23 protein-coding genes are annotated in these 23,159 nt (G+C 56.5%); 6 read left to right on the forward strand and 17 right to left on the reverse strand.

What is annotated here, in order from left to right; genetic code table 11:
- Position 1: 1 nt before the first annotated feature.
- Positions 2-2,296 carry a formate C-acetyltransferase gene (gene pflB, locus PYW49_RS10040; protein WP_320386349.1) on the forward strand — a complete coding sequence of 765 codons (2,295 nt, stop codon included), beginning with the start codon at positions 2-4 and terminating at the stop codon, positions 2,294-2,296.
- A 152-nt stretch (positions 2,297-2,448) separates the two neighbouring features.
- Complete coding sequence (locus tag PYW49_RS10045) at positions 2,449-2,859, forward strand: Spy/CpxP family protein refolding chaperone (RefSeq protein WP_320386350.1); 411 nt, start codon at positions 2,449-2,451, stop codon at positions 2,857-2,859.
- Positions 2,860-2,948: 89 nt separating this feature from the next.
- Here PYW49_RS10045 and PYW49_RS10050 read toward each other — a convergent pair whose 3' ends face one another.
- Positions 2,949-3,650 (reverse strand): pirin family protein, encoded by a 702-nt coding sequence (locus PYW49_RS10050; protein WP_134347451.1) that lies wholly within the window; start codon positions 3,648-3,650, stop codon positions 2,949-2,951.
- 104 nt (positions 3,651-3,754) lie between these two features.
- On the opposite strand from PYW49_RS10050, the gene yhaJ reads away from it, so the two are divergent.
- Positions 3,755-4,657, forward strand: a complete 903-nt coding sequence (yhaJ, locus tag PYW49_RS10055; RefSeq protein ID WP_008503135.1) for a DNA-binding transcriptional regulator YhaJ — start codon at positions 3,755-3,757, stop codon at positions 4,655-4,657.
- A gap of 39 nt (positions 4,658-4,696) precedes the next feature.
- Here the strand turns inward: yhaJ and PYW49_RS10060 are convergent, their stop codons facing one another.
- The 11 genes from PYW49_RS10060 to PYW49_RS10110 all read right to left on the reverse strand — a co-directional run bounded on the left by PYW49_RS10060 (position 4,697) and on the right by PYW49_RS10110 (position 12,080).
- On the reverse strand, positions 4,697-5,062 hold the full coding sequence (locus PYW49_RS10060; protein ID WP_059312204.1) for a DUF805 domain-containing protein: 366 nt from the start codon (positions 5,060-5,062) through the stop codon (positions 4,697-4,699).
- Between the two features lie 106 nt (positions 5,063-5,168).
- Positions 5,169-6,155 carry a glutathione S-transferase family protein gene (locus tag PYW49_RS10065; protein WP_320386351.1) on the reverse strand — a complete coding sequence of 329 codons (987 nt, stop codon included), beginning with the start codon at positions 6,153-6,155 and terminating at the stop codon, positions 5,169-5,171.
- Positions 6,156-6,226: 71 nt separating this feature from the next.
- The gene (locus tag PYW49_RS10070) at positions 6,227-6,619 is read right to left on the reverse strand and encodes a DoxX family protein (protein ID WP_023309292.1); all 393 of its coding nucleotides are present in this window, start codon (positions 6,617-6,619) and stop codon (positions 6,227-6,229) included.
- 248 nt (positions 6,620-6,867) lie between these two features.
- On the reverse strand, positions 6,868-7,164 hold the full coding sequence (locus PYW49_RS10075; protein WP_047347747.1) for a YqjK-like family protein: 297 nt from the start codon (positions 7,162-7,164) through the stop codon (positions 6,868-6,870).
- A 2-nt stretch (positions 7,165-7,166) separates the two neighbouring features.
- Positions 7,167-7,559: a phage holin family protein gene (locus tag PYW49_RS10080; RefSeq protein WP_023333540.1), complete on the reverse strand. Its 393-nt coding sequence runs from the start codon at positions 7,557-7,559 to the stop codon at positions 7,167-7,169.
- Position 7,560: 1 nt separating this feature from the next.
- Positions 7,561-7,866: a DUF883 family protein gene (locus tag PYW49_RS10085; RefSeq protein ID WP_008503141.1), complete on the reverse strand. Its 306-nt coding sequence runs from the start codon at positions 7,864-7,866 to the stop codon at positions 7,561-7,563.
- A 29-nt stretch (positions 7,867-7,895) separates the two neighbouring features.
- On the reverse strand, positions 7,896-8,264 hold the full coding sequence (locus tag PYW49_RS10090) for a DUF1090 domain-containing protein (protein ID WP_134347454.1): 369 nt from the start codon (positions 8,262-8,264) through the stop codon (positions 7,896-7,898).
- 143 nt (positions 8,265-8,407) lie between these two features.
- Positions 8,408-8,791, reverse strand: a complete 384-nt coding sequence (gene mzrA, locus PYW49_RS10095; RefSeq protein WP_134347455.1) for an EnvZ/OmpR regulon moderator MzrA — start codon at positions 8,789-8,791, stop codon at positions 8,408-8,410.
- Between the two features lie 2 nt (positions 8,792-8,793).
- The gene (gene yqjA, locus PYW49_RS10100; protein WP_134347456.1) at positions 8,794-9,456 is read right to left on the reverse strand and encodes a DedA family general envelope maintenance protein YqjA; all 663 of its coding nucleotides are present in this window, start codon (positions 9,454-9,456) and stop codon (positions 8,794-8,796) included.
- A 344-nt stretch (positions 9,457-9,800) separates the two neighbouring features.
- The gene (gene exuR / locus PYW49_RS10105) at positions 9,801-10,577 is read right to left on the reverse strand and encodes a transcriptional regulator ExuR (RefSeq protein ID WP_134347457.1); all 777 of its coding nucleotides are present in this window, start codon (positions 10,575-10,577) and stop codon (positions 9,801-9,803) included.
- A gap of 204 nt (positions 10,578-10,781) precedes the next feature.
- Positions 10,782-12,080 carry an MFS transporter gene (locus tag PYW49_RS10110; protein ID WP_134347458.1) on the reverse strand — a complete coding sequence of 433 codons (1,299 nt, stop codon included), beginning with the start codon at positions 12,078-12,080 and terminating at the stop codon, positions 10,782-10,784.
- A 476-nt stretch (positions 12,081-12,556) separates the two neighbouring features.
- Here PYW49_RS10110 and uxaC point away from each other — a divergent pair, with 476 nt between their 5' ends.
- Both uxaC and PYW49_RS10120 read left to right on the forward strand, forming a co-directional pair.
- Positions 12,557-13,969: a glucuronate isomerase gene (uxaC, locus tag PYW49_RS10115; RefSeq protein ID WP_320386352.1), complete on the forward strand. Its 1,413-nt coding sequence runs from the start codon at positions 12,557-12,559 to the stop codon at positions 13,967-13,969.
- Between the two features lie 17 nt (positions 13,970-13,986).
- A complete protein-coding gene (locus PYW49_RS10120) occupies positions 13,987-15,474 on the forward strand; it encodes a UxaA family hydrolase (RefSeq protein WP_320386353.1) in 1,488 nt (495 codons plus the stop codon).
- 86 nt (positions 15,475-15,560) lie between these two features.
- Here PYW49_RS10120 and sstT read toward each other — a convergent pair whose 3' ends face one another.
- The 4 genes from sstT to PYW49_RS10140 form a co-directional block, all read right to left on the reverse strand.
- On the reverse strand, positions 15,561-16,802 hold the full coding sequence (sstT, locus tag PYW49_RS10125) for a serine/threonine transporter SstT (protein WP_134347461.1): 1,242 nt from the start codon (positions 16,800-16,802) through the stop codon (positions 15,561-15,563).
- A 210-nt stretch (positions 16,803-17,012) separates the two neighbouring features.
- On the reverse strand, positions 17,013-17,978 hold the full coding sequence (locus PYW49_RS10130; RefSeq protein WP_134347483.1) for a TerC family protein: 966 nt from the start codon (positions 17,976-17,978) through the stop codon (positions 17,013-17,015).
- A gap of 251 nt (positions 17,979-18,229) precedes the next feature.
- The gene (locus PYW49_RS10135; RefSeq protein WP_134347484.1) at positions 18,230-19,228 is read right to left on the reverse strand and encodes a Gfo/Idh/MocA family protein; all 999 of its coding nucleotides are present in this window, start codon (positions 19,226-19,228) and stop codon (positions 18,230-18,232) included.
- Positions 19,229-19,298: 70 nt separating this feature from the next.
- Positions 19,299-19,802 carry a YgjP-like metallopeptidase domain-containing protein gene (locus PYW49_RS10140; RefSeq protein WP_193066168.1) on the reverse strand — a complete coding sequence of 168 codons (504 nt, stop codon included), beginning with the start codon at positions 19,800-19,802 and terminating at the stop codon, positions 19,299-19,301.
- 83 nt (positions 19,803-19,885) lie between these two features.
- On the opposite strand from PYW49_RS10140, the gene rlmG reads away from it, so the two are divergent.
- The gene (gene rlmG, locus PYW49_RS10145; protein ID WP_320386354.1) at positions 19,886-21,022 is read left to right on the forward strand and encodes a 23S rRNA (guanine(1835)-N(2))-methyltransferase RlmG; all 1,137 of its coding nucleotides are present in this window, start codon (positions 19,886-19,888) and stop codon (positions 21,020-21,022) included.
- Between the two features lie 103 nt (positions 21,023-21,125).
- Here the strand turns inward: rlmG and PYW49_RS10150 are convergent, their stop codons facing one another.
- On the reverse strand, positions 21,126-23,147 hold the full coding sequence (locus PYW49_RS10150) for an NADPH-dependent 2,4-dienoyl-CoA reductase (protein ID WP_320386355.1): 2,022 nt from the start codon (positions 23,145-23,147) through the stop codon (positions 21,126-21,128).
- Positions 23,148-23,159: the final 12 nt, after the last annotated feature.

Genomic DNA, 23,159 nt, shown 5'->3' on the forward strand with positions numbered 1-23,159 from the left:
CATGAAAGTAACAATCGATACGCGCGTCGCGCCCTACAGCGACGCATGGGCCGGGTTTCGCGGTGAAGAATGGAAAGACACCGTCAACGTGCGCGATTTTATTCAGCATAACTACACCCCTTATGAAGGCGATGAGGCTTTCCTCGCGCAGGCGACGCCAGCAACGACGGCGCTGTGGCAGAAGGTAATGGTCGGCATTCGTCAGGAGAATGCCACCCACGCCCCGGTGGATTTTGACACCAATATTGCCACCACTATTACGGCTCACGGACCTGGCTATATTGACCAGGATCTGGAGACGATCGTCGGCCTGCAAACCGATAAACCGCTCAAGCGCGCCCTGCACCCGTATGGTGGGATCAACATGATCCGCAGCTCGTTTGAAGCCTACGGCCGCGAGATGGATCCGCATTTCGAATACCTGTTTACCGATCTGCGTAAAACCCACAACCAGGGCGTTTTTGATGTGTATTCGCCAGAGATGATGCGCTGCCGTAAATCCGGCGTGCTGACCGGCCTGCCGGACGGTTACGGGCGCGGGCGCATCATTGGCGACTATCGCCGCGTGGCGCTGTACGGGATCGCTTATCTGGTGCGCGAGCGTGAACTTCAGTTTGCGGATCTGCAGGGGAAACTCGAGCGCGGTGAAGATCTCGAGGCGACGATCCGCCTGCGTGAGGAGCTGGCGGAGCACAAACGCGCGCTGCTGCAGATCCAGCAGATGGCGGCGAGCTATGGCTTTGATATTTCACGTCCGGCGATGAACGCTCAGGAAGCGGTGCAGTGGGTCTATTTTGCCTACCTGGCGGCGGTAAAATCCCAGAACGGCGGGGCGATGTCGCTGGGGCGCACGGCGTCGTTCCTCGATATTTACATCGAGCGCGACATGCAGGCCGGGCGGCTGAATGAAGTTCAGGCGCAGGAGCTGATCGACCACTTCATTATGAAGATCCGCATGGTGCGCTTCCTGCGCACGCCGGAGTTCGACACGCTCTTCTCCGGCGATCCGATCTGGGCGACGGAAGTGATCGGCGGCATGGGGCTGGACGGCCGCACGCTGGTGACCAAAAACAGCTTCCGCTATCTGCACACGCTGCATACCATGGGGCCTGCGCCGGAGCCGAACCTGACGATCCTCTGGTCTGAACAATTGCCGATCGCGTTTAAGAAATACGCCGCGCAGGTATCGATCGTCACCTCGTCTCTGCAATACGAGAACGACGATCTGATGCGTGCCGACTTCGACAGCGATGATTACGCCATTGCCTGCTGCGTCAGCCCGATGGTGATCGGCAAGCAGATGCAGTTCTTTGGCGCCCGCGCCAACCTCGCTAAAACGCTGCTGTACGCGATCAACGGCGGGGTGGATGAGAAGCTGAAGATCCAGGTCGGCCCGAAAACTGAGCCGCTGCTGGATGACGTGCTGGATTACGACACCGTGATGGCGAGCCTCGATCACTTTATGGACTGGCTGGCGGTGCAGTACATCAGCGCGCTGAATCTTATTCACTACATGCATGATAAGTACAGCTACGAAGCCTCTCTCATGGCGCTGCACGACCGCGACGTCTATCGCACCATGGCCTGCGGCATTGCTGGCCTGTCGGTGGCGGCGGATTCCCTTTCAGCCATTAAATACGCCACAGTGAAACCGGTGCGCGACCATACCGGTCTGGCGGTCGACTTTGTGATAGAAGGGGACTACCCGCAGTACGGCAACAACGACGACCGCGTGGACAGCATCGCCTGCGATCTGGTAGAGCGCTTTATGAAGAAAATTCAGGCGCTGCCAACCTACCGCAACGCGGTGCCGACCCAGTCGATCCTGACTATCACCTCCAACGTGGTTTACGGCCAGAAGACCGGCAACACGCCGGACGGACGCCGCGGCGGCACGCCGTTTGCGCCTGGCGCGAACCCGATGCACGGTCGCGACAGAAAAGGGGCCGTGGCCTCGTTAACCTCAGTCGCCAAGCTGCCGTTCACCTATGCGAAAGACGGGATCTCCTACACCTTCTCCATCGTGCCGCAGGCGCTGGGCAAAGATGAACTGGTGCGCAAAACCAATCTTGTCGGGCTGCTGGACGGGTATTTCCATCACGAAGCGGCCATCGAGGGCGGGCAGCATCTGAACGTCAACGTCATGAACCGGGAAATGCTGCTGGACGCCATTGCGCACCCGGAAAATTACCCGAACCTGACCATCCGCGTTTCGGGTTATGCGGTGCGGTTTAATGCCCTGACGCGCGAGCAGCAGCAGGATGTGATTTCAAGGACGTTTACGCAATCCATCTGACGCAAATGATGCCTCATGCCCCCTCAGCGCAGGGGGCATTTTTTTGCCCGCTAAACATACAAAATTGTTTATATAATTACTCACACATATTCATCCGCTCTTGAAAAACAATACGCCTGCTTTTCCCTATAACAGAATGTAAGGACAGTAAGATGATGAAAATGACCCGTATTGCGTTGGTAGCGGCTTCACTGACGGTGTGCAGTTTTACGGCACAGGCCGCTAACGTTGAGGCTGCCCCGTCTCCCTCGCAGGATCCGCTGGTTCAGCACCTGAAGCTCAGCAATGAGCAGGTGAAGAAAATTGAAGGTCTGCATGAGCAGCTGGAACAGAATGTCAGCAAGATCCCGATGACGGGCGTAAAGGACGGCGCGCTGATCGACATGTTCCAGGCGGGTAAATGGGACGAAAGTACGGTGAAAAGCCAGCTTACCGCGTTCAGCAAAATTGAAGAGCAGACCCGTTACTACCGCGTGAAATATTACTTCGACGTCAGCCAGGTATTGACGCCGGAGCAGCGCAAGCAGATCAGAACCGATATGGCTAACGCGCTGGCAGAGTAATTTCGTCGTCGCGTACGGCGCTGGATGATTCTGCCGTGGCTCGATCGGTTCCCTCTCCCATTGGGAGAGGGTTAGGGTGAGGGCGTTCTCTAAACCGGCAAATCAATCAGCAGCGCGCGCAGCGGCGTATCCGCCACCAGCGTGATATTCGCTTCATCACGAATAAACGCCCCGTCACCGCAGGTGAGCGCTTCTTTCTCTTCCGCGTGCGTTACCGCATGCACCGTGCCGTGAATCGACTGCAGATAGGCGCGTGGGCCATGAAGCTGGAAGCTCGCCTGTTCACCTTTCTTCAGCTCGATATGATGCAGCCACACCTGCTGACGCAGCTGCAGGCTACCTTTGCTGCCATCTGGCGATGCAATCAGCTGCTGCTTATCGCCTGCCAGGTCTAACTTTTGTACCAGCGGATTTTCCCGCTCAGGGCAGGCATCGAGCCACAGCTGCATGCGGGTCAGCGTTTTGTCTTTGCTGAGGTTATGCTCGCTGTAGCTGATGCCCGGCTGCGTGGAAATTAACAACGCTTCGCCAGCCTTTGCCTGGACATGATTGCCCTCGCTATCGCGGTATTCTGCCTCGCCTTCCAGGATCAGGTTCAGGATATCGACTTTCGGGTACGTACGCGGCTGGAAGGAGGCACCCGGGGCGAGCACTTCCTGGTTCAACACGCGCAATGAAGCGTAACCGAGGAGTTTAGGGTCAAAGTAGTGTCCAAAGGAAAAGGTGTAGCGGGCCTGCAGCCAACCGAAATCGGCTTGTCCGCACTGTTTAGCTGTTCTTGTCGTAATCATAAACTTGACCTCTCTTTACACTAAAACAATGGTAAAGGTATGGACGCTGCATTGTTAGCCAGATATTCTGCCTGGTATGTTCAAATTTCCTGAATGAGAACGAGATGGCTAAAGAAAGAGCATTGACGCTTGAGGCGCTTCGCGTGATGGACGCGATTGACCGGCGTGGCAGTTTTGCGGCGGCGGCAGATGAACTGGGGCGTGTTCCGTCTGCGCTGAGCTACACCATGCAGAAGCTGGAGGAAGAGCTGGACGTGGTGCTTTTTGACCGCTCCGGTCATCGAACAAAATTCACCAACGTCGGGCGGATGCTGCTGGAGCGCGGCCGCGTGCTGCTGGAAGCGGCGGATAAGCTCACGACAGACGCCGAAGCGCTGGCGCGCGGCTGGGAAACCCACCTGACGCTGGTGACGGAAGCGCTGGTGCCGACTGAAGCGCTGTTCCCGCTGGTGGACCGCCTGGCGGCGAAGGCCAATACCCAGCTGTCAATTATCACCGAGGTGCTGGCAGGCGCGTGGGAGCGTCTGGAGACGGGCAGGGCGGACATCGTCATTGCGCCGGACATGCACTTCCGTTCCTCATCGGAAATCAACTCGCGCAAGCTTTACAGCGTGATGAACGTCTACGTTGCTGCACCCAATCACCCGATTCACCAGGAGCCGGAACCGCTCTCTGAAGTCACGCGCGTGAAGTATCGTGGCGTGGCGGTCGCGGATACCGCGCGTGAGCGCCCGGTACTGACGGTACAGCTGCTGGATAAACAGCCTCGTCTGACGGTGACCTCACTGGAAGACAAACGGCAGGCGCTGCTGGCCGGTCTGGGCGTGGCGACGATGCCTTATCCGTTTGTGGAAAAAGATATTGCGGAAGGACGGCTGCGGGTAGTGAGCCCGGAGTACACCAGCGAAGTGGATATCATTATGGCGTGGCGTCGCGACAGCATGGGCGAAGCCAAATCGTGGTGCTTGCGCGAAATTCCAAAGCTCTTTGCCCACCACAATAAATAAAATTGTGCCCGGTAAGCGTAAGCGCCACCGGGCTCTGATTTACACGCCAGCTTTCGGATCCGGACCAAAGCGGTTTTCACCCGGGGTGCCGCTCTGACAGTTGAAGATCAGAATCACGATCCAGCCCACGATCGGGATCAACAGCAGCAATAACCACCACGCCGAACGATCGGTATCGTGCAGCCGACGGAATAGCACCGCCCATGATGGCAGCAGGACTAACAGGCCATAGATAGTAGTCAGCACGCCTTCTCCGCCAGCCCGCTCCCAGCCAAGAATTTTATCAATAATACCCAGCACCATAATGAGGACGAAGTTCACCAGAACAAACATCCAGTACTCTTTACGGCGGGCACGGCCACCAAATCCAATATAGTTACGCAGTACTTTTAAATACCAGTCCATTTTCCTTGCCTCATTAGTCAGTCAATCACTTGTTTTCTAAGCGATCGAGGTAAGGATAGATGGAGATTGTGAATTTAAAAAGGGCATCTATTGATGCCCTTAATATTTATCCAAAACGAACGTCGCGCCCGTGCGGTTCATCCAGGTCCTGCCACGGCCCAATGGAGATAATGCCCGTTGGGTTAATGGTCTTGTGGCTGCGGAAATAGTGGGTGCGGATATGGTCGAAATCGACCGTGTCGGCGATGCCCGGCATCTGGTAGATGTCACGCAGGAAACCATACAGGTTCAGGTAGTCGCTGATGCGGTGTTTATCGCACTTAAAGTGGGTGACATACACCGGATCAAAGCGAACCAGCGTGGTCCACAGGCGAATGTCCGCTTCCGTCAGGCGGTCACCCGTCAGGTAGCGGTGCTGGCCGAGGATCTGTTCCAGACGCTCCAGCGATTCAAACACCTTCCCGACCGCTTCGTCATACGCTTCCTGGCTGGTGGCAAAGCCGGCTTTGTAGACACCGTTGTTGACGTTGTCGTAAATCCAGCTGTTCAGCTCATCAATCTTTTCGCGCAGTTCAAGCGGATAGTAATCTCCGGCGCGGGCGCCGTGCGCGTCAAACGCAGTATTGAACATGCGGATGATTTCCGCAGACTCATTGCTGACAATCGTCTGGTTTTTCTTGTCCCACAGCACCGGCACGGTAACGCGCCCGGTGTAGTGCGGATCGGCGCGCAGATAGAGCTGGTAAAGGAAATCGTGGTGGTAAAGATCGTCGCCGGTCGCCGCAGGGAAATCACTGTCAAACGTCCAGCCGTTTTCCAGCATCAGCGGGTTCACTACGGAAACCGGAATGAGGGATTCGAGACCTTTGAGTTTGCGCACAATCAGCGTGCGGTGCGCCCACGGGCAGGCAAGGGAAACATAAAGATGATAACGGTCTTTCTCAGCCGCGAAGCCGCCTTCGCCGCTCGGGCCAGGCGCACCGTCAGCGGTGAGCCAGTTACGGAAGGCCGAAGCTGAGCGCTTGAAGCGACCACCGGTGGATTTGGTGTCATACCAGACATCCTGCCAGACGCCGTCTACGAGTTGTCCCATTTTTTCTCCTCCGTCAGATAGCAAAAGCGAGGAGAAGTCTCCTCGCTTTTTGTTCATTCAGTATAGCGTGCTTACCACTTCTTATTCAGAACGCGGTCGATGCTGTATGCACCCGGGCCAGTGACGGCCAGCAGCAGGAAGCCACCCGCGATGGTCAGGTTTTTCATGAACATCAGAGAGTTCACGCCTTCCGCAAAGTTGCTGTGGAAGATAAACGCTGTCAGCACGGTGAAGCCTGCGGTAAACAACGCGGTGGTACGGGTCAGGAAGCCGAACAGTACCGCCAGGCCGCCGCCGAATTCAAGAAGAATGGTCAGTGGCAACAGGAACCCCGGAACGCCCATGGCTTCCATGTATTGCTGGGTACCCGCATAGCCGGTGATTTTTCCCCAACCTGCAACGATGAACAGAATTGGCATCAGAATACGTGCTACCAGTACACCAACATCTTCTAATTTTTTCATTTTACTCTCCAGGAAACCACATCAGCGGCTGAACTTTATTTGTCTGCAATTCCGGGTAGATACCGCGTCATTGCTGTCGATGGAGAGCATCATAAACGGGGCGGGTAGCAATTGTTAGCAAGGAAAACTGTCAATCTATTTCAAAGATATTGAGTAAGGGAGGGGGATTTTGCCGGGTGACGCTGCGCTTACCCGGCCTACGTTTGCAAGTAGGCCGGATAAGGCGTAGCCGCCACCCGGCGAGAAGGCTACCGCAACTGCTGTTGACGAATCGTCGCTTTCACCAGACGCCAGGCGCTCCAGGCACCAAAGCCGCGCCGGGCCCAGCGGATCAGCATATTTGGATGACGAACCGTCCAGATAGCCATCACGCTGCTGCCGACCAGCGCCCATGAACGCAGGCTCAGGACGGTATTCCAGCCACGGTCAAAGCGCCGCGTCGCATCAATCCAGTCGCGACGGCTGGCAGACAGGTCCAGCCGTTGCTGCTGGATCTCACTTAACAGGTACGCTTTCCGCTTCTGACGTTCGGCTTTACCGCTCACGGCTAGTCATCCTCCAGCAGGGCGCGATCGTTAGCCAGCTCCTGGCGCGTATGGCGCAAGAAAGTGGATTTACGCGCTTTGCGCAGCGTCCAGATACCGCCAATCAATGCCGCGACCAGCAGAACAACGGTGGTGGCAATCATCGCGTTAAGACGATACTGCGGATCAATGGCCCAGATGATTAACACCATCAGGCTCATCAGACCAAACGCGGCGAAGAGCATGGTCAGCCCGAGCATCAGCAGCATCTGGAAGAGGTTCGCTTTCTCCTCTTCCAGCTCGACCACTGCCAGCCGGACGCGCGTTTCGGCAATCCCGACCAGCGTCGTTAAAATACGCTGGCCGATGCCGAGGACGTTGTTAGCAGGCCCTTGTGCGTGACGAGGATCTTCCATATCAACGACGCGTCAGAAGGACACCCAGTACCACACCGACTGCGGCACCAATCCCCACACCCGTCCATGGATTATCACGTACGTATTCGTCCGCACGGGCAGCCGCTTCGCGGGTCTGTTTCGCTAGTGCATCGCCGGTTTCACCCAGACGATAGCGGCTCTCTTTCAGCGCCTGCTCCGCCTTGCTGCGCAGTTTGCTAACCTCTTCTTTTGACTTGTCAGCAGAGGAGTTCAGCACCTCTTCAAGGGTATCGGCCAGGGATTTCAGTTCAGCGCGCAGATGTTCAGACGTCGTATCTTTTGACATGATTTTCTCCTGTTGAGATTTCCGTTAACTCAATAATCGCGAGCTTCCAGCGCTTTCAGGTCGTCCTGCGCTTCTTTCAACTTCTTCTCGCGCTTAGAAATTTTTTCCGCATCCCCTTTCTCTTTCGCTTCCTGCAGGTCGCGACGGCGCTCGGCTATCTCGTCCTTCTGTTCAGCGATTTTTTTCTGGTGATCGGCACGAAGCTTGCTGTCTGAGCAGTTCGCTTTCACTTCGCTCAGCGCTTTTTTAAGACCATCAACACGGTGCTGATTGTTATGCTTTTCGGCATAACCGATCTCACGCTGTATATCCTGTTCTTTCTCCTGACAGAGAGAAGTTGCGAAGGATGCTGTGCTTAAAGAAAAAAGGGCCAGAGCCAGAGTAATGCGGAATTTCATTATCGAAACCTTCCATTGTGTGGCGGCATAAGCCGCTATCCAAAGTTATGCGGAGTACATTCGAGGGATGCTCCGCGTACTTAAGCATAGTAAGTAAACGGAGGATTCACCAAAGTGAGTGAAAAGATTCGGAATCCTGGAAGTTATCCAAACCGATGCGACGTATCGCGAATCAATGAGAGCCAGGCTGCTGGCTGGCTGTCTTCTTCCTGCTGAGCAATGATATACCCGTGCGGCAGCGTACGGTCGAGCACCACTTTCGCAGCGGCACTTTGCGCACGGGAATCAAACTTGATCAGTAAAACATCGTCCTGCGGGGTGATGCTCTTAAAGCGGATCCCGTTCGCATCCAGATGATGCCAGACAGAGAAGCCGTCAGGCACGCTGGCACCCTGGTTTACCGGGCGAATGGCCAGCGTCGATTCCTGATGTGAAAGCGCGCTCCATGCCAGCAGCATGGCGCTGAGCACCACCAGTGTAATCACGGCAAAGGCAAAACGGCGCAGAGCGAGCGGTGAGATAACCATCGTCAGCCTCTGGCTCCGTATTTCTTTTTCCACAGGACAACCAGTGAGCCAATCAGGCCGAAGACCAGCAGAACCACGGGCAGCAGCATCAGGCAGGACATCAGCTGATCTTCATATTTCATAAAGACCGGGGTTTTACCCAGCGCATAGCCCAGCGTGGTCAGAATAAGCACCCATAACAGGCCGCTCATCCAGTTGAAGAACTGGAAGCGCGTGCTGCTCAACCCCGACAGACCGGCAATGGTGGGCAACAGGGTGCGTACAAAGGCGATAAAGCGGCCAATCAGCAGAGCGGAAAGCCCATGCTTATGGAAAAGGTGGTGCGCACGCTGATGATAATGCGCAGGAAGATGAGAGAGCCAGTTCTGGACGATCCGGGTATTGCCCAGCCATCTTCCCTGGATATAGCTCACCCAGCAGCCGAGGCTGGCCGCAACGGTCAGTAATAAAATGGTGTGTGGAAACGCCATCGCCCCTTTGGCACACAGCACGCCAACGAGCACCAGCAAACTATCACCGGGCAGGAAGGCAGCAGGCAGCAAACCGTTCTCAAGGAACAGGATCATAAACAAGACGAAATAGAGCATGCCAATCATGGAAGGGTTGGCCAGCGTTTCAAAATCCTGCGCCCAGAGGGCCTGCAGTAGTTGGGTCAAAAGTTCCATTCAGTGTTCCTGGAAATCGGTTAACGTCACGCCTGTTATCCGGGACAAACAGCACGGCGACATTGTTGTGATTTCATTATGGTCGCTCGCGGACACATTGCGTTGTGGCCAACACTGTTCCCTGTTAATTGGCTGGTTAGCAAGCACTAACTTACAAAATAAGGAATTGAATCCAATTGTAACAAAGCCCAACGTTCTGCGTCACAGAATTTGCAGGGGTGAGTTGATTTTGGCGTAAGCCATGGAGGGGAGCGAGGGGATTTACAAAGGCTGACACTATATATGTTTTGCTTACCCATTTAAGCCAGAAGGCGCAGCGAAGCGCCTGCCAGCAGAAACGTCATCTATTTTGCGGCACTCGATGCTGTATCGAGATGAACGACAGGATTATCGGCAAAAAGATAGCGGTCAGCGTTAAATTCGAAGTCATCGCTGGTTTCATTGAACAGCATCTGTTTGGTGTTTTCCAGGTGCTGCCACATTGCCAGTTTAGCGGCATGGGGGTCTTTGCGAATCAGCGCCTTAAGGATTTGATCGTGGTCGTCACACCAGTTGTCGACGGTACGTGAATCAATGTGGTCGTGCAGTTTTTTCCAGTACGGGTTGTGAACGCGCTGAGTCCACATTTTCTCAACGATTGCCGCCAGCGCCGTGTTTTGGGTTGCCAGGGCGACCTGAACGTGGAACTGCAGATCCCACTCTGAATCGCGGAAACATTTTTCCTTGCGGGCATTCTCCTGAATTTCCATCAGCTTCATGATGTCCTGCTTGGTCACCTGCGTCGCGGCAAATTCAGCAATATTGCTTTCGATCAGCTGGCGAGCCTGGAGCAGCTCAAACGGACCATAGCTGGCGAACTCCAGACTTTCGTCTGTGACGGGAGAGTGTTTCGGCAGATTAGAAATCACGTGAATGCCGGAGCCTTTGCGTACCTCAACGTAGCCTTCAACCTCCAGCATGATAATCGCTTCGCGCACTACGGTGCGGCTCACGCTTTTTTCATCCGCGATAAAGCGCTCGGCGGGAAGTTTATCACCGACAAGATAGACCCCTTGCTCGATGCGATCTTTCAGCTCGGCAGCAAGTTGTTGATATAAACGACGTGGTTCGGTGATTTCCATATGCGCTCCAGGCAGGGTACGGCAGATGATTTGTTATACCACTTTTGCGTGCCACTCTCCAGATTTTGCCATTAAAAAAGCCGCCCGGAGGCGGCTTTTGAGAAGATTTTGCCGGGTGGCGCTGCGCTTACCCGGCCTGCGATTTTAATGGGTTTTGTAGGCCGGGTCAGGCGAAGCCGCCACCCGGCTCCCGGCACAACAACGCTAACTCTGCGTCGCCGGTTTCCCGAGGGACTCTTTCGCCAGCTCCTCTGCCGACTTGCTTCTCAGCACCGTCCAGATAACCACCGCCCCCATCAGGTCGAAGATCGCCAGCACGGCAAACAGCGGGCTGAAGCCGATGGTATCTGCCAGCGCGCCGACCACCAATGCAAACATCGTACTTGCGGTCCAGGCGGCCATCCCGGTCAGACCGTTAGCGGTTGCCACTTCGTTACGGCCGAAGACGTCAGAGGAGAGCGTAATCAGCGCGCCGGACAGGGACTGGTGCGCAAAACCACCGATGCACAGCAGGGCGATAGCCACGTACGGGCTGGTGAACAGGCCGATCATACCCGGGCCAATCATCAGCACCGCCCCCATGGTCACCACCATTTTACGGGAGACAATCAGGTTCACCCCAAACCAGCGCTGGAACAGCGGTGGCAGGTAGCCGCCAACGATACAGCCGAGGTCGGCGAACAGCATTGGCATCCAGGCAAACATCGCGATCTCTTTCAGGTTAAAGCCGTAGACTTTAAACATGAACAGGGGGATCCACGCGTTAAAGGTACCCCAGGCCGGTTCAGCCAGGAAACGCGGCAGGGCGATACCCCAGAACTGACGGGTGCCGAGGATCTGCCAGACGGTCATCTTTTTGCCGTTGTTGGTCTGATGCTGTGCTTCCTGACCGCCAATGATGTATTCGCGTTCTTCTTCAGAGAGCTTTTTCTGATCGCGCGGGTGTTTATAGAAAATCAGCCACGCCATGGCCCAGGCAAAGCTCAGCACGCCAGAGATGATAAATGCCATCTGCCAGCTGTGCATCACGATAGCCCACACCACCAGCGGCGGCGCAATCATCGCCCCGATGGATGAGCCCACGTTAAAGTAACCGACCGCAATGGAACGCTCTTTTGCCGGGAACCACTCGGAGCTGGCTTTCAGCCCTGCGGGGATCATGGCGGCTTCAGCTGCACCTACCGCGCCGCGAGCGAGTGCCAGACCACCCCAGCTGCCGGCCAGCGCGGTTGCCCCGCAGAACACCGCCCAGGCGATGGCGAAGAAGGCATAGCCGATTTTGGTACCGAGAATATCCAGCACATAGCCAGCAACAGGCTGCATGATGGTATAAGCCGCGGAATAGGCGGCAATGATGTAGGAGTATTGCTGCGTGGAGATATGCAGCTCTTCCATCAACGTTGGCGCTGCTGCTGCCACGGTGTTACGCGTCAGGTAGCCCAGCACGGTGCCAAGCGTCACCAGCGCAATCATATACCAACGTAACCCTTTAATTTTACGCATCTAAAACCTCATCGTTATGTTATTTCCGCGCCAGAGCACGGCAACCTCTCAACCGTTTCCGGGAGCAGTTGTGTAACGGGAGGGGCGTAGCCGGGAGCATGTCCCGGAACGGCCCGAACCTTGCCATAAGTAAGCGTGCATAAGTCGGTATCCGTACCGTTAAATCCGATGTCTCTCACACCGGTAATGCATTCCGTCGGCTGAGTGTTTGCGACGGCGAAAAGATAACTTGTCATACAACTTTAAAAGGTGAGTGACATCACAAATGTATGATTCTTTGTGGGGACATTCACCGTTGCAGGCAAAGCCAGTAATGGCGCGGGATGCAGAAGGGTTTACTCCATAGAGGGTAATTTATTTGTTGACGTTTATTGATCTCACTCACGAAAAAAGCTTCGGTTGGTGGAAATTGGTGTGATAACTTTGCAGCATATGAACATACGCTTTCTGACGCTCCCGTAATGAGGAAGACGATAATGACGCCGTTTATGACCGACGATTTTCTGTTAGATACCGAATTTGCTCGCCGCCTGTACCACGACTACGCAAAAGACCAGCCGATTTTCGACTACCACTGCCACTTGCCGCCGCAGCAGGTTGCCGAAAATTATCGTTTCAAAAACCTGTATGACATCTGGCTGAAGGGTGACCACTACAAATGGCGTGCCATGCGTACCAACGGCGTGGCTGAACGCCTGTGTACCGGCGACGCCACCGACCGCGAGAAGTTTGACGCCTGGGCTTCGACCGTTCCGCACACCATCGGCAACCCGCTCTACCACTGGACGCACCTTGAACTCCGCCGCCCGTTTGGTATTACCGGAACGCTGCTCTCCCCAACGACCGCTGATGAAATCTGGGAGCGCTGCAATGCGCTGCTGGCGCAGGATAACTTCTCCGCGCGCGGCATCATGAAGCAGATGAACGTGAAGATGGTGGGCACCACCGACGATCCGGTTGACTCTCTGGAACACCATGCGGCGATCGCCAAAGACGGCGCGTTTGATATCAAAGTGCTGCCAAGCTGGCGTCCGGATAAAGCCTTTAATATCGAACAGGCCACGTTTAACGAATACATGGCGAAGCTGGCGGAAGTCTCTGATACCGACATTCGTCGTTTCGCAGACCTGCAAACCGCGCTGACCAAACGTCTGGATCACTTCGCGGCGCACGGCTGTAAAGTCTCTGACCACGCGCTGGACGTGGTGCTGTTTGCGGAATCAAACGAAGCCGAGCTGGACAGCATTCTGGCGCGTCGTCTCTCCGGCGAAGGACTGAGCGAGCATGAAGTGGCGCAGTTTAAAACGGCGGTGCTGGTGTTCCTCGGCGCGGAATATGCCCGTCGCGGCTGGGTACAGCAGTACCATATCGGCGCGCTGCGTAATAACAACCAGCGCCAGTTTAAACTGATCGGTGCGGATGTGGGCTTCGACTCCATCAACGACCGTCCGCTGGCCGAAGAGCTGTCTAAGCTGCTGAGCAAACAGAACGAACAAAACCTGCTGCCAAAAACCATTCTCTACTGCCTGAACCCGCGCGATAACGAAGTGCTGGGCACCATGGTCGGCAACTTCCAGGGCGAAGGGATGCCGGGCAAGATGCAGTTCGGCTCCGGCTGGTGGTTCAACGATCAGAAAGACGGTATGGAACGTCAGATGACGCAGCTGGCGCAGCTTGGCCTGTTAAGCCGCTTTGTTGGCATGCTGACCGACAGCCGCAGCTTCCTGTCCTATACCCGTCATGAATATTTCCGCCGCATTCTGTGCCAGATGATTGGCCGCTGGGTACACGCAGGCGAAGCGCCAGCGGATATCCAGCTGCTGGGCGAAATGGTGAAAAACATCTGCTTTAACAATGCGCGTGACTACTTCGCCATTGAACTGAACTAGGGCCGTTTGAGGTTGATATGCAATACATCAAAATCCATTCGCTGGATAACGTGGCCGTCGCGCTGACGGATCTCTGTGAAGGCGATGTGGTGACCGTTGATAACCAGAGCGTCACCCTGCGTCAGGCGATCGTTCGCGGACACAAATTTGCCGTGAAGCCTCTCGCCAAAGGGGATAACGTCGTGAAGTACGGTCTTCCGATTGGGCATGCGCTGGCGGATATCGAGCCGGGTGAACATATTCATTCCCACAATACCCGCACCAATCTTAGCGATCTGGACGAGTACAGCTATCAACCTGAATTACCCGCGGAAGCGATGCAGGCGGCGGATCGTGAGGTGCAGATCTACCGTCGCGCCAGCGGCAACGTGGGGATCCGCAACGAGCTGTGGATCCTCCCGACCGTTGGCTGCGTGAACGGGATTGCGCGTCAGATCCAGACGCGTTTCCTGAAAGAGACCAACAATGCCGAAGGCACTGACGGGGTGCATCTGTTTAGCCACACCTATGGCTGCTCCCAGCTCGGTGACGACCACATTAACACCCGCACCATGCTGCAAAACATGGTGCGCCACCCGAACGCGGGCGCGGTGCTGGTGATCGGTCTCGGCTGCGAGAACAATCAGGTGGACGCCTTCCGCGAGACGCTCGGCGAGTTTGACCCTGAGCGGGTGCATTTTATGGTGTGTCAGCATCATGACGATGAGGTGGAAGCGGGCATTGAACAGCTGCACCAGCTGTACGAGGTAATGCGCCACGACAAACGCGAGCCGGGCAAGCTGAGCGAGCTGAAGTTTGGTCTGGAGTGCGGCGGGTCTGATGGCCTGTCCGGCATTACCGCTAACCCGATGCTGGGCCGCTTCTCGGACTACGTGATTGCCAACGGCGGCACGACGGTGCTGACCGAAGTGCCGGAGATGTTTGGCGCAGAACGGATTCTGATGAGCCACTGCCGCGACGAAGAGACGTTTGAGAAGACCGTCACCATGGTGAACGACTTCAAGCAGTACTTCATTGCCCACAACCAGCCGATTTATGAGAACCCGTCTCCGGGTAACAAAGCGGGCGGCATCACCACGCTTGAGGAGAAATCCCTCGGCTGCACCCAGAAAGCGGGCGCGAGCCAGGTCGTCGATGTGCTGCGCTACGGCGAGCGCCTGAAAACGCACGGTCTGAACCTGCTGAGCGCCCCCGGGAACGATGCGGTCGCCACCAGCGCGCTGGCCGGCGCAGGCTGCCATATGGTGCTATTCAGCACCGGGCGCGGCACGCCGTACGGCGGTTTTGTACCGACGGTGAAAATTGCCACCAACAGCGAGCTGGCAGCGAAGAAAAAACACTGGATCGACTTTGACGCGGGCCAACTGATTCACGGCAAAGCGATGCCTGAATTGCTGACGGAGTTTGTGGACAGCATTGTGGAATTCGCTAACGGCAAGCAGACCTGTAACGAGAAGAACGACTTCCGCGAGCTGGCGATCTTTAAGAGTGGTGTGACGCTTTAAGTGTGATGTCGGGTGGCGCTAACGCTTACCCGACCTACGGAACCCTGTAGGCCCGGTAAGGCGTAGCCGCCACCGGGCTTTTCTTTTTAACTGCGCAGAGCGTTCTTCGCTAAACGCGCGTCTTCCGCCTGGCACACGGCGGCGGTGAACATCACGTCGGTGGAGGAGTTAATCGCCGTCTCGCAGGAGTCCTGCAATACGCCGATGATAAAGCCTACCGCGACCACCTGCATGGCGATCTCGTTCGGGATGCCGAACATATTACACGCCAGCGGGATCAGCAGTAGCGAACCGCCCGCCACGCCGGATGCGCCACAGGCACAGAGCGCAGCAACTACGCTTAGCAGCAGCGCCGTTGGCAGATCCACTGGTATACCCAGCGTATTGACCGCCGCCAGCGTCAGCACCGTGATGGTAATTGCCGCCCCCGCCATATTGACTGTCGCCCCCAGCGGGATTGAGACGGAATAGGTATCGCGGTCCAGATTCAGCTTCTCACACAGCGACATGTTGACCGGAATATTCGCCGCCGAGCTGCGGGTGAAAAAGGCGGTTACGCCGCTTTCGCGCAGGCACATCAGCACCAGCGGGTACGGGTTACGGCGGGTCTGCAGAAACACCAGCAGCGGGTTAATCACCAGTGCCACTACGGCCATGCAGCCAATCAGTACCAGCAGCAGTTGGGCATAGCCCCACAATGCGCCAAAACCGGTCGTTGCCAGCGTTGAGGCGACAAGACCAAAAATACCAATCGGTGCGAAGCGGATCACCACCGTCACGATAAAGGTCACGGCGTTAGAAACGTCGGTAATCAGGTTTTTGGTGGTGTCATTGCTATGGCGCAGGGCAAAGCCCAAACCGACTGCCCATACCAGGATCCCGATGTAGTTCGCGTTGATCAGTGCGTGGATCGGGTTGGCAACAATGCTCATCAGCAGGCCGTGCATTACCTCAACAATACCTGCAGGTGGCGTAATGTCGGTTGCGCCGGTGGTCAGTTGCAGCGTGGAAGGGAAGATAAAGCTAACGATAACCGCCGTCAGCGCGGCGGAGAACGTACCCAGCAGGTACATCCAGAGAATCGGGCGAATATTGGTTTTTTGCCCTTGCTGGTGGTTGGCGATTGAGGCCATCACCAGGGTCAAAACCAGAACCGGCGCGACCGCTTTCAGTGCGCCGACGAAGAGAGTACCGAGAAGGCCAGTTGCTTCTGCGGCAGGTTTTGAGATCAGTGCCAGCGCGATGCCGAGCACCAGGCCAACCAGTATTTGCTTAACAAGGCTGCCGCGCGACAGACGCGCAAACAGACCAGACGAGGATGCGGTCATGGGAATTCCTTAAGTGAAATTGCGTTCCATCCCGGATGTGCTCTTAGTCACATTTATGTCCGGATGTAAGTAAATGTTTGCCTGGTCGAGTATAGGGAAAGTGTCTGTGGAGGGAAGCGTAAAATGCTGGATTTTACGTGTTGCGTCATGTTTTTTAACCATTGATTAACGAAATTGCCCGGTAAGCGCAGCGCCACCGGGCAAAACGCACTAAACCTGCTGCTTCTTATCGTGCTGGCGGTTAACCCAGGTATTGATAATCAGCGTCACGATCAGAATGCCAAACACCACGCCGAGCGAAATGGCGATTGGGATGTGGTAGAAATCGACAATCAGCATCTTGATACCGATAAACACCAGAATCACCGACAGGCCGTACTTCAGCATCGAGAAGCGCTCTGCCGCGCCAGCCAGCAGGAAGTACATGGCACGCAGACCGAGTATCGCGAACAGGTTTGAGGTCAGGACGATGAACGGGTCGGTGGTCACCGCGAAAATAGCCGGGATGCTGTCTACGGCAAAAATCACGTCGCTCAGCTCAACCAGAATCAGCACCAGCAGCAGCGGGGTGGCAAACAGCAGACCGTTCTTGCGCACGAAGAAGTGCTCGCTCTCAATCTTGTCGGTCATGCGCAGATGTCCACGGATCCACTTCACCAGCGGACGATCGCCAATCGCGGAGCCGTCCTCTTTCGCCAGCGCCATTTTGATCCCGGTGAACAGCAGGAACGCGCCGAAGACGTACAGTAGCCATTCGAACTGGGTGATCAGCCAGCTGCCGGCGAAGATCATAATGGTACGCAGAACAATGGCACCCAGCACGCCGTAGACCAGCACGCGGCGCTGCAGGGCAGCAGGCACGGCAAAGTAGCTGAACAGCATCAGCCAGACGAAGACGTTATCCACCGCCAGGGCTTTTTCAATCAGATAGCCGGTGAGGAAGGCGAGCGCCTGAGGATCGGCCACCGCCCGGCCTTCGGTCGAGGCCAGATACCACCAGAAGGCAGCACAGAACAGCAGGGAAAGGGTAACCCACACCAGAGACCAGGCGGCGGCCTGCTTCATGGTCATGCCGTGTGCGCCGCGACGCCCCTGCAAAAAGAGGTCGATCGCCAGCATGATGAGCACGACAACCGCGAATCCGCCCCACAACATTGGAGTGCCGACAGAATGCATACTATTTTCCTTACACATAAAAAACAAAAACGGCCATGGTCAGAAGACGATAGCCGTTAGCTTTTTATGCATAGACCTCGCCTTCCGGCAAGGTCTCACTTACAACCACGAGGGTTGCCCGGCGACCGGATGCGGTATTACACGCATCGTAATGACGATCCACCGACGAAGAAGTTACTCCCCTTTGCAGGTAACAAAATATGTCAGACCATTGGTTTCGTCAATGGTCTGCGCCGTTTCATTACACAGCTTTACGCGATGGCTTCCGCGTTCACGCCGTCTGCCGGGAACACCACGCCGGTCTGACGGCGGATCTCCGTTTGCAGCTTCGCCGTGGTGCGGCTCACCGCGAGACCCGGGTGATTCACTTCGTTGTCTTCCACCAGACGGGCAAAGACCTCTGCCTCATAGAGCATAGTGTTAATATGCTGAGGTTGCGTCAGCTCCTGCGCTTTACCGCCGCGCGGTACCACGCTTACTTTCTGGCATTCGGAGATCTTCTCGATAACCAGCGAGCCGGCTTCGCCCTGAATCTCGCTTGGCAGTACGGAATCACTGACTTTGGAGTGCTGCAGCGTGACGCTGAAATCACCGTAATCCAGCACCACGAGCCCGTGCGCATCCACGCCGCTCTCCAGCAGGCTGGCGGTGGCGGTGACGCCGTGCGGCTCGCCCCACAGCGCCACGGCGGAGGCCAGGCAATAGAAACCGATATCCATAATCGAGCCGTTAGAGAAGGCCGGGTTAAAGGTATTTGGATTTTCACCGTCGAGGTAGCGCTGGTAGCGCGACGAGTACTGGCAGTAGTTGATAAAGGCTTTACGCACTTTGCCAATTTTCGGCAGCGACTGCTGCAACAGCAGGAAATTCGGCAGGCTGGCGGTTTTGAACGCTTCGAACAGCACCACCTGGTTTTCGCGGGCAAGTGCGATGGCGGCTTCCACTTCCTGGATATTCGACGCCAGCGGCTTCTCGCAAATCACATGCTTTTTATGGCTGAGGAACAGCTTCGTTTGCGGGAAGTGCAGGGAATTCGGGCTGGCGATATACACCGCGTCAATGGCGTCGCTTTGCGCCATTTCATCAAGCGAAGTGAAGAGATGCTCAACGAGGTAATCGTTGGCAAAACTCTGCGCCTGCTCAAGGCTGCGGGAATAGACTGCGGTAAGTTTAAGTTTGCCGGTTTCGTGGGCGGCGTCGACGAACTGGCGTGTGATCCAGTTCGTACCAATGACTGCGAAACGTATCATAAACGTTTACGTACTCCGTAGCGGGGAACCTTTAGCCACTGTAGCACGTCATCATGACAATTCGCGTGCGCTATTCCGCATTACCATTTAACGATAAATGCGTAAGCCACAAGCGGGTATCAAACTCCAGCTGATGATACTGCGGCTCCATGTGGCAGCAGAGGGAGTAGAACGCTTTGTCGTGCTCTTTCTCTTTCAGGTGCGCCAGCTCATGGACGACGATCATCCGCAGAAAGGCTTCCGGTGCGTTACGGAACACCGTCGCGACGCGGATCTCGGCCTTCGCTTTCAGCTTACCGCCCTGTACGCGGGAGATGGCGGTGTGCAGGCCGAGCGCGTTTTTCAGCACGTGGATCTTGTTGTCATACATCACCTTGTTGATCGGCGGCGCGCTCTTCAGATAGCGGCTTTTCAGATCCTGCGTATACTGCCAGAGGGCTTTATCGGTCGCGAAATCGTGGGTGCCGGGATAGCGTTTTTCCAGCACCGCGCCGAGCTTCTGCTCGGCAATCAGGCTGCGAACCTGAGAAAGTAAATGCTCCGGGTAGCCCTGGAGATAAGTAAGTTGGTTCATCAACGCCCCAAATCGACAATAAAACGGGTATACTCACGCACCCTTTTCAGGGATACGCCAAATTTTACCATTCAGGAGGGCCGATGAGCCACTTAGACAACGGTTTCCGTTCACTCAACCTTAAACGTTTCCCGGAAACGGACGACGTCAACCCGCTTATGGCGTGGGAAGCGGCGGATGAATATCTGCTGCAGCAGTTGGATGAGACTGAAATCCGCGGCCCGGTTCTGATCCTGAATGATGCCTTTGGCGCGTTGGGCTGTGCGCTGGCGGAACACGCGCCTTACAGCATCGGCGATTCCTACCTGAGCGAGCTGGCGACGCGTGAAAACCTGCGCCATAACGATATCGAAGAATCCAGCGTGAAGTTTCTCGACAGCACCGCGGAGTACCCGCAGGCGCCGGGCGTGGTACTGATTAAAGTACCAAAAACCATGGCGCTGCTGGAACAACAGCTGCGCGCGCTGCGTAAGGTCGTGACGCCAGAAACCCGCATCATCGCGGGCGCCAAAGCGCGCGATATCCACACCTCGACGCTGGAGCTGTTTGAGAAAGTCCTTGGCCCAACCACCACGACGCTGGCCTGGAAAAAAGCGCGCCTGATCAACTGTACCTTCAGTGCGCCAGCGCTGGCTGACGCGCCAGAGACGCTGAGCTGGAAGCTGGAAGGCACAGACTGGACCATCCACAACCACGCAAACGTCTTCTCCCGCACCGGTCTGGATATCGGCGCGCGTTTCTTTATTGAAAATCTGCCGGAAAACCTGGAAGGGGAAATCGTCGACCTGGGCTGTGGTAACGGCGTGATTGGCCTGACGCTGCTGGCGAAGAACCCGGAAGCCAGCGTGGTGTTCAGCGACGAATCGCCAATGGCGGTGGCGTCGAGCCGTCTGAATGTGGAAACCAACATGCCAGAGGCGCTGGATCGCTGCGAGTTTATGATCAACAACGCGCTGTCGGGCGTAGAGCCTTTCCGCTTCAACGCGGTGTTCTGTAACCCGCCGTTCCACCAGAAGCATGCCCTGACGGATAACGTCGCCTGGGAGATGTTCCACCATGCGCGCCGCTGCCTGAAGATTAACGGCGAGCTGTACATCGTGGCAAACCGCCACCTGGACTACTTCCACAAGCTGAAGAAGATTTTCGGTAACTGCGTCACCATTGCGACCAACAACAAGTTTGTGGTGCTGAAAGCAGTGAAGCTGGGTCGTCGTCGCTAAGATTAGGTATGTGCGGCCTGATGCCCGGTGGCGCTTCGCTTACCGGGCCTACAACGGCCTTGAACCCGTAGGCCGGGCAAGCGCAGCGCCGCCCGGCAATGCCCTAGATCGCCAGAGCTAACTTCGTCCCCTGCGCAATTGCCCGCCGCGCGTCCAGCTCCATCGCCACGTCGCACCCGCCGATCAAATGCACCGTTTTCCCCGCCTCGCGCAGCGGATCTGCCAGATCGCGCTTCGGCTCCTGCCCGGCACATAAAATGACATGATCCACCCGCAGCAGCTGTGGCTCACCGCCGATCGTCACGTGTAGCCCGTCATCGTCGATCTTCTGATAACTCACCGCCGGGATCATCTTCACGCCGCGCGAGAGCAGGGTGGCGCGATGGATCCAGCCCGTTGTTTTGCCCAGCCCTTCGCCCGGCTTGCTGGCTTTACGCTGGAGCATCACTATCTGCCGCGGGCTTTTTGGCAGTTGCGGTCCTTCAGGGCGAAGCCCGCCGGACTGGCTCAGGCTGGTGTCGATACCCCATTCCACGCAAAACTCGGCAATGTTCTGGCTGGTGGCCTCGCCCGGCTGGCTTAAGTACATGGCGGTATCAAAGCCGATCCCACCGCAGCCAATAATCGCCACCCTCTCGCCAACCGGCGTTTTGTCACGCAATACATCCAGATAGCTCAACACCTTCGGATGATCGATACCCTCGATCGCAGGCAGGCGCGGTACGATCCCGCTCGCCAGGATCACCTCGTCGAAACCGGTCAGATCCGCCGCATTCACAAACTGGTTAAGCCGCAGCTCGACGCCTGTAAGCTCGATCATCCGGCGGTAGTAGCGCAGGGTTTCATAGAACTCCTCTTTGCCGGGGATCTGCTTGGCGATATTAAACTGCCCGCCAATCTCCGCCAGCGCATCAAACAGCGTCACGCTGTGCCCGCGTCCGGCGGCATTTACCGCAAACGCCAGACCCGCGGGTCCCGCCCCCACAACCGCCAGGCGCTTTTTCGTTGTCGCTGGCACCACGGGCATTTTGGTTTCATGGCAGGCGCGCGGATTCACGAGACAAGAGGTGACCTTGCCGACGAAGATTTGATCCAGGCAGGCCTGGTTACAGCCGATGCAGGTGTTGATCTCATCCGCGCGTCCGCTTTGCGCTTTGGACAGCAGTTCGGCATCGGCCAGGAACGGCCGCGCCATCGACACCATATCGGCATCGCCGCGTGATATCACATCGTCCGCCACCTGCGGGTCGTTAATGCGGTTGGTTGTCACCAGTGGAACAGACACTTTGCCTTTCAGCCTGCGCGTCACCCAGCTAAACGCCGCGCGCGGCACCGGCGTGGCGATGGTCGGGATACGCGCCTCGTGCCAGCCGATACCGGTGTTGATAATGGTGGCGCCGGCAGCTTCAATCGCCTGCGCCAGCTGCACGGTTTCGTCGAACGTGCCGCCTCCCTCTACCAGGTCGAGCATCGACAGGCGGAAGACAATAATAAAATCAGCTCCCGCACGTTCACGCACGGCGCGTACTACCTCCACAGCAAAGCGCATGCGGCGAGCATAGTCGCCGCCCCATTCGTCGTCTCGCTGGTTGGTGCGGGCAGCGAGGAATTCGTTAATCAGATAGCCTTCGGATCCCATTATCTCGACGCCGTCATAGCCCGCCTCACGCGCCAGCGCGGCGCAGCGGGCGAAGTCGTTAATCAGCGCCAGGATCTCGTCGTGGCTCAGAGCATGCGGTTTAAAACGGTTAATCGGTGCCTGAATGGCTGAAGGGGCAACCAGATTCGGCTGATAGCTGTAGCGCCCGGTGTGCAGAATTTGCAGGGCGATTTTCCCGCCCTCTTTGTGAACGGCGTCGGTCACAATGCGGTGGTGCGGCAGCTGTGACGCATCGTTCAATACCGCGCCGCCCTCCATGCCCACTCCGGAAGGGGCAGGGGCCACGCCGCCGGTGACTATCAGCGCCACCCCGTGGCGCGCGCGCTCGGCGTAGAAGGCCGCCAGACGCTCGGCCCCGTCCGGATGCTCCTCCAGCCCGGTGTGCATCGAACCCATCAACACGCGGTTTTTGAGTGTGGTGAACCCCAGATCGAGGGGGGCGAATAACGACGGGTAGCGGCTCATAGTCTCTTCCAG

It is taken from the genome of Enterobacter chinensis (assembly GCF_034008295.1).
GTDB lineage: Bacteria > Pseudomonadota > Gammaproteobacteria > Enterobacterales > Enterobacteriaceae > Enterobacter > Enterobacter chinensis.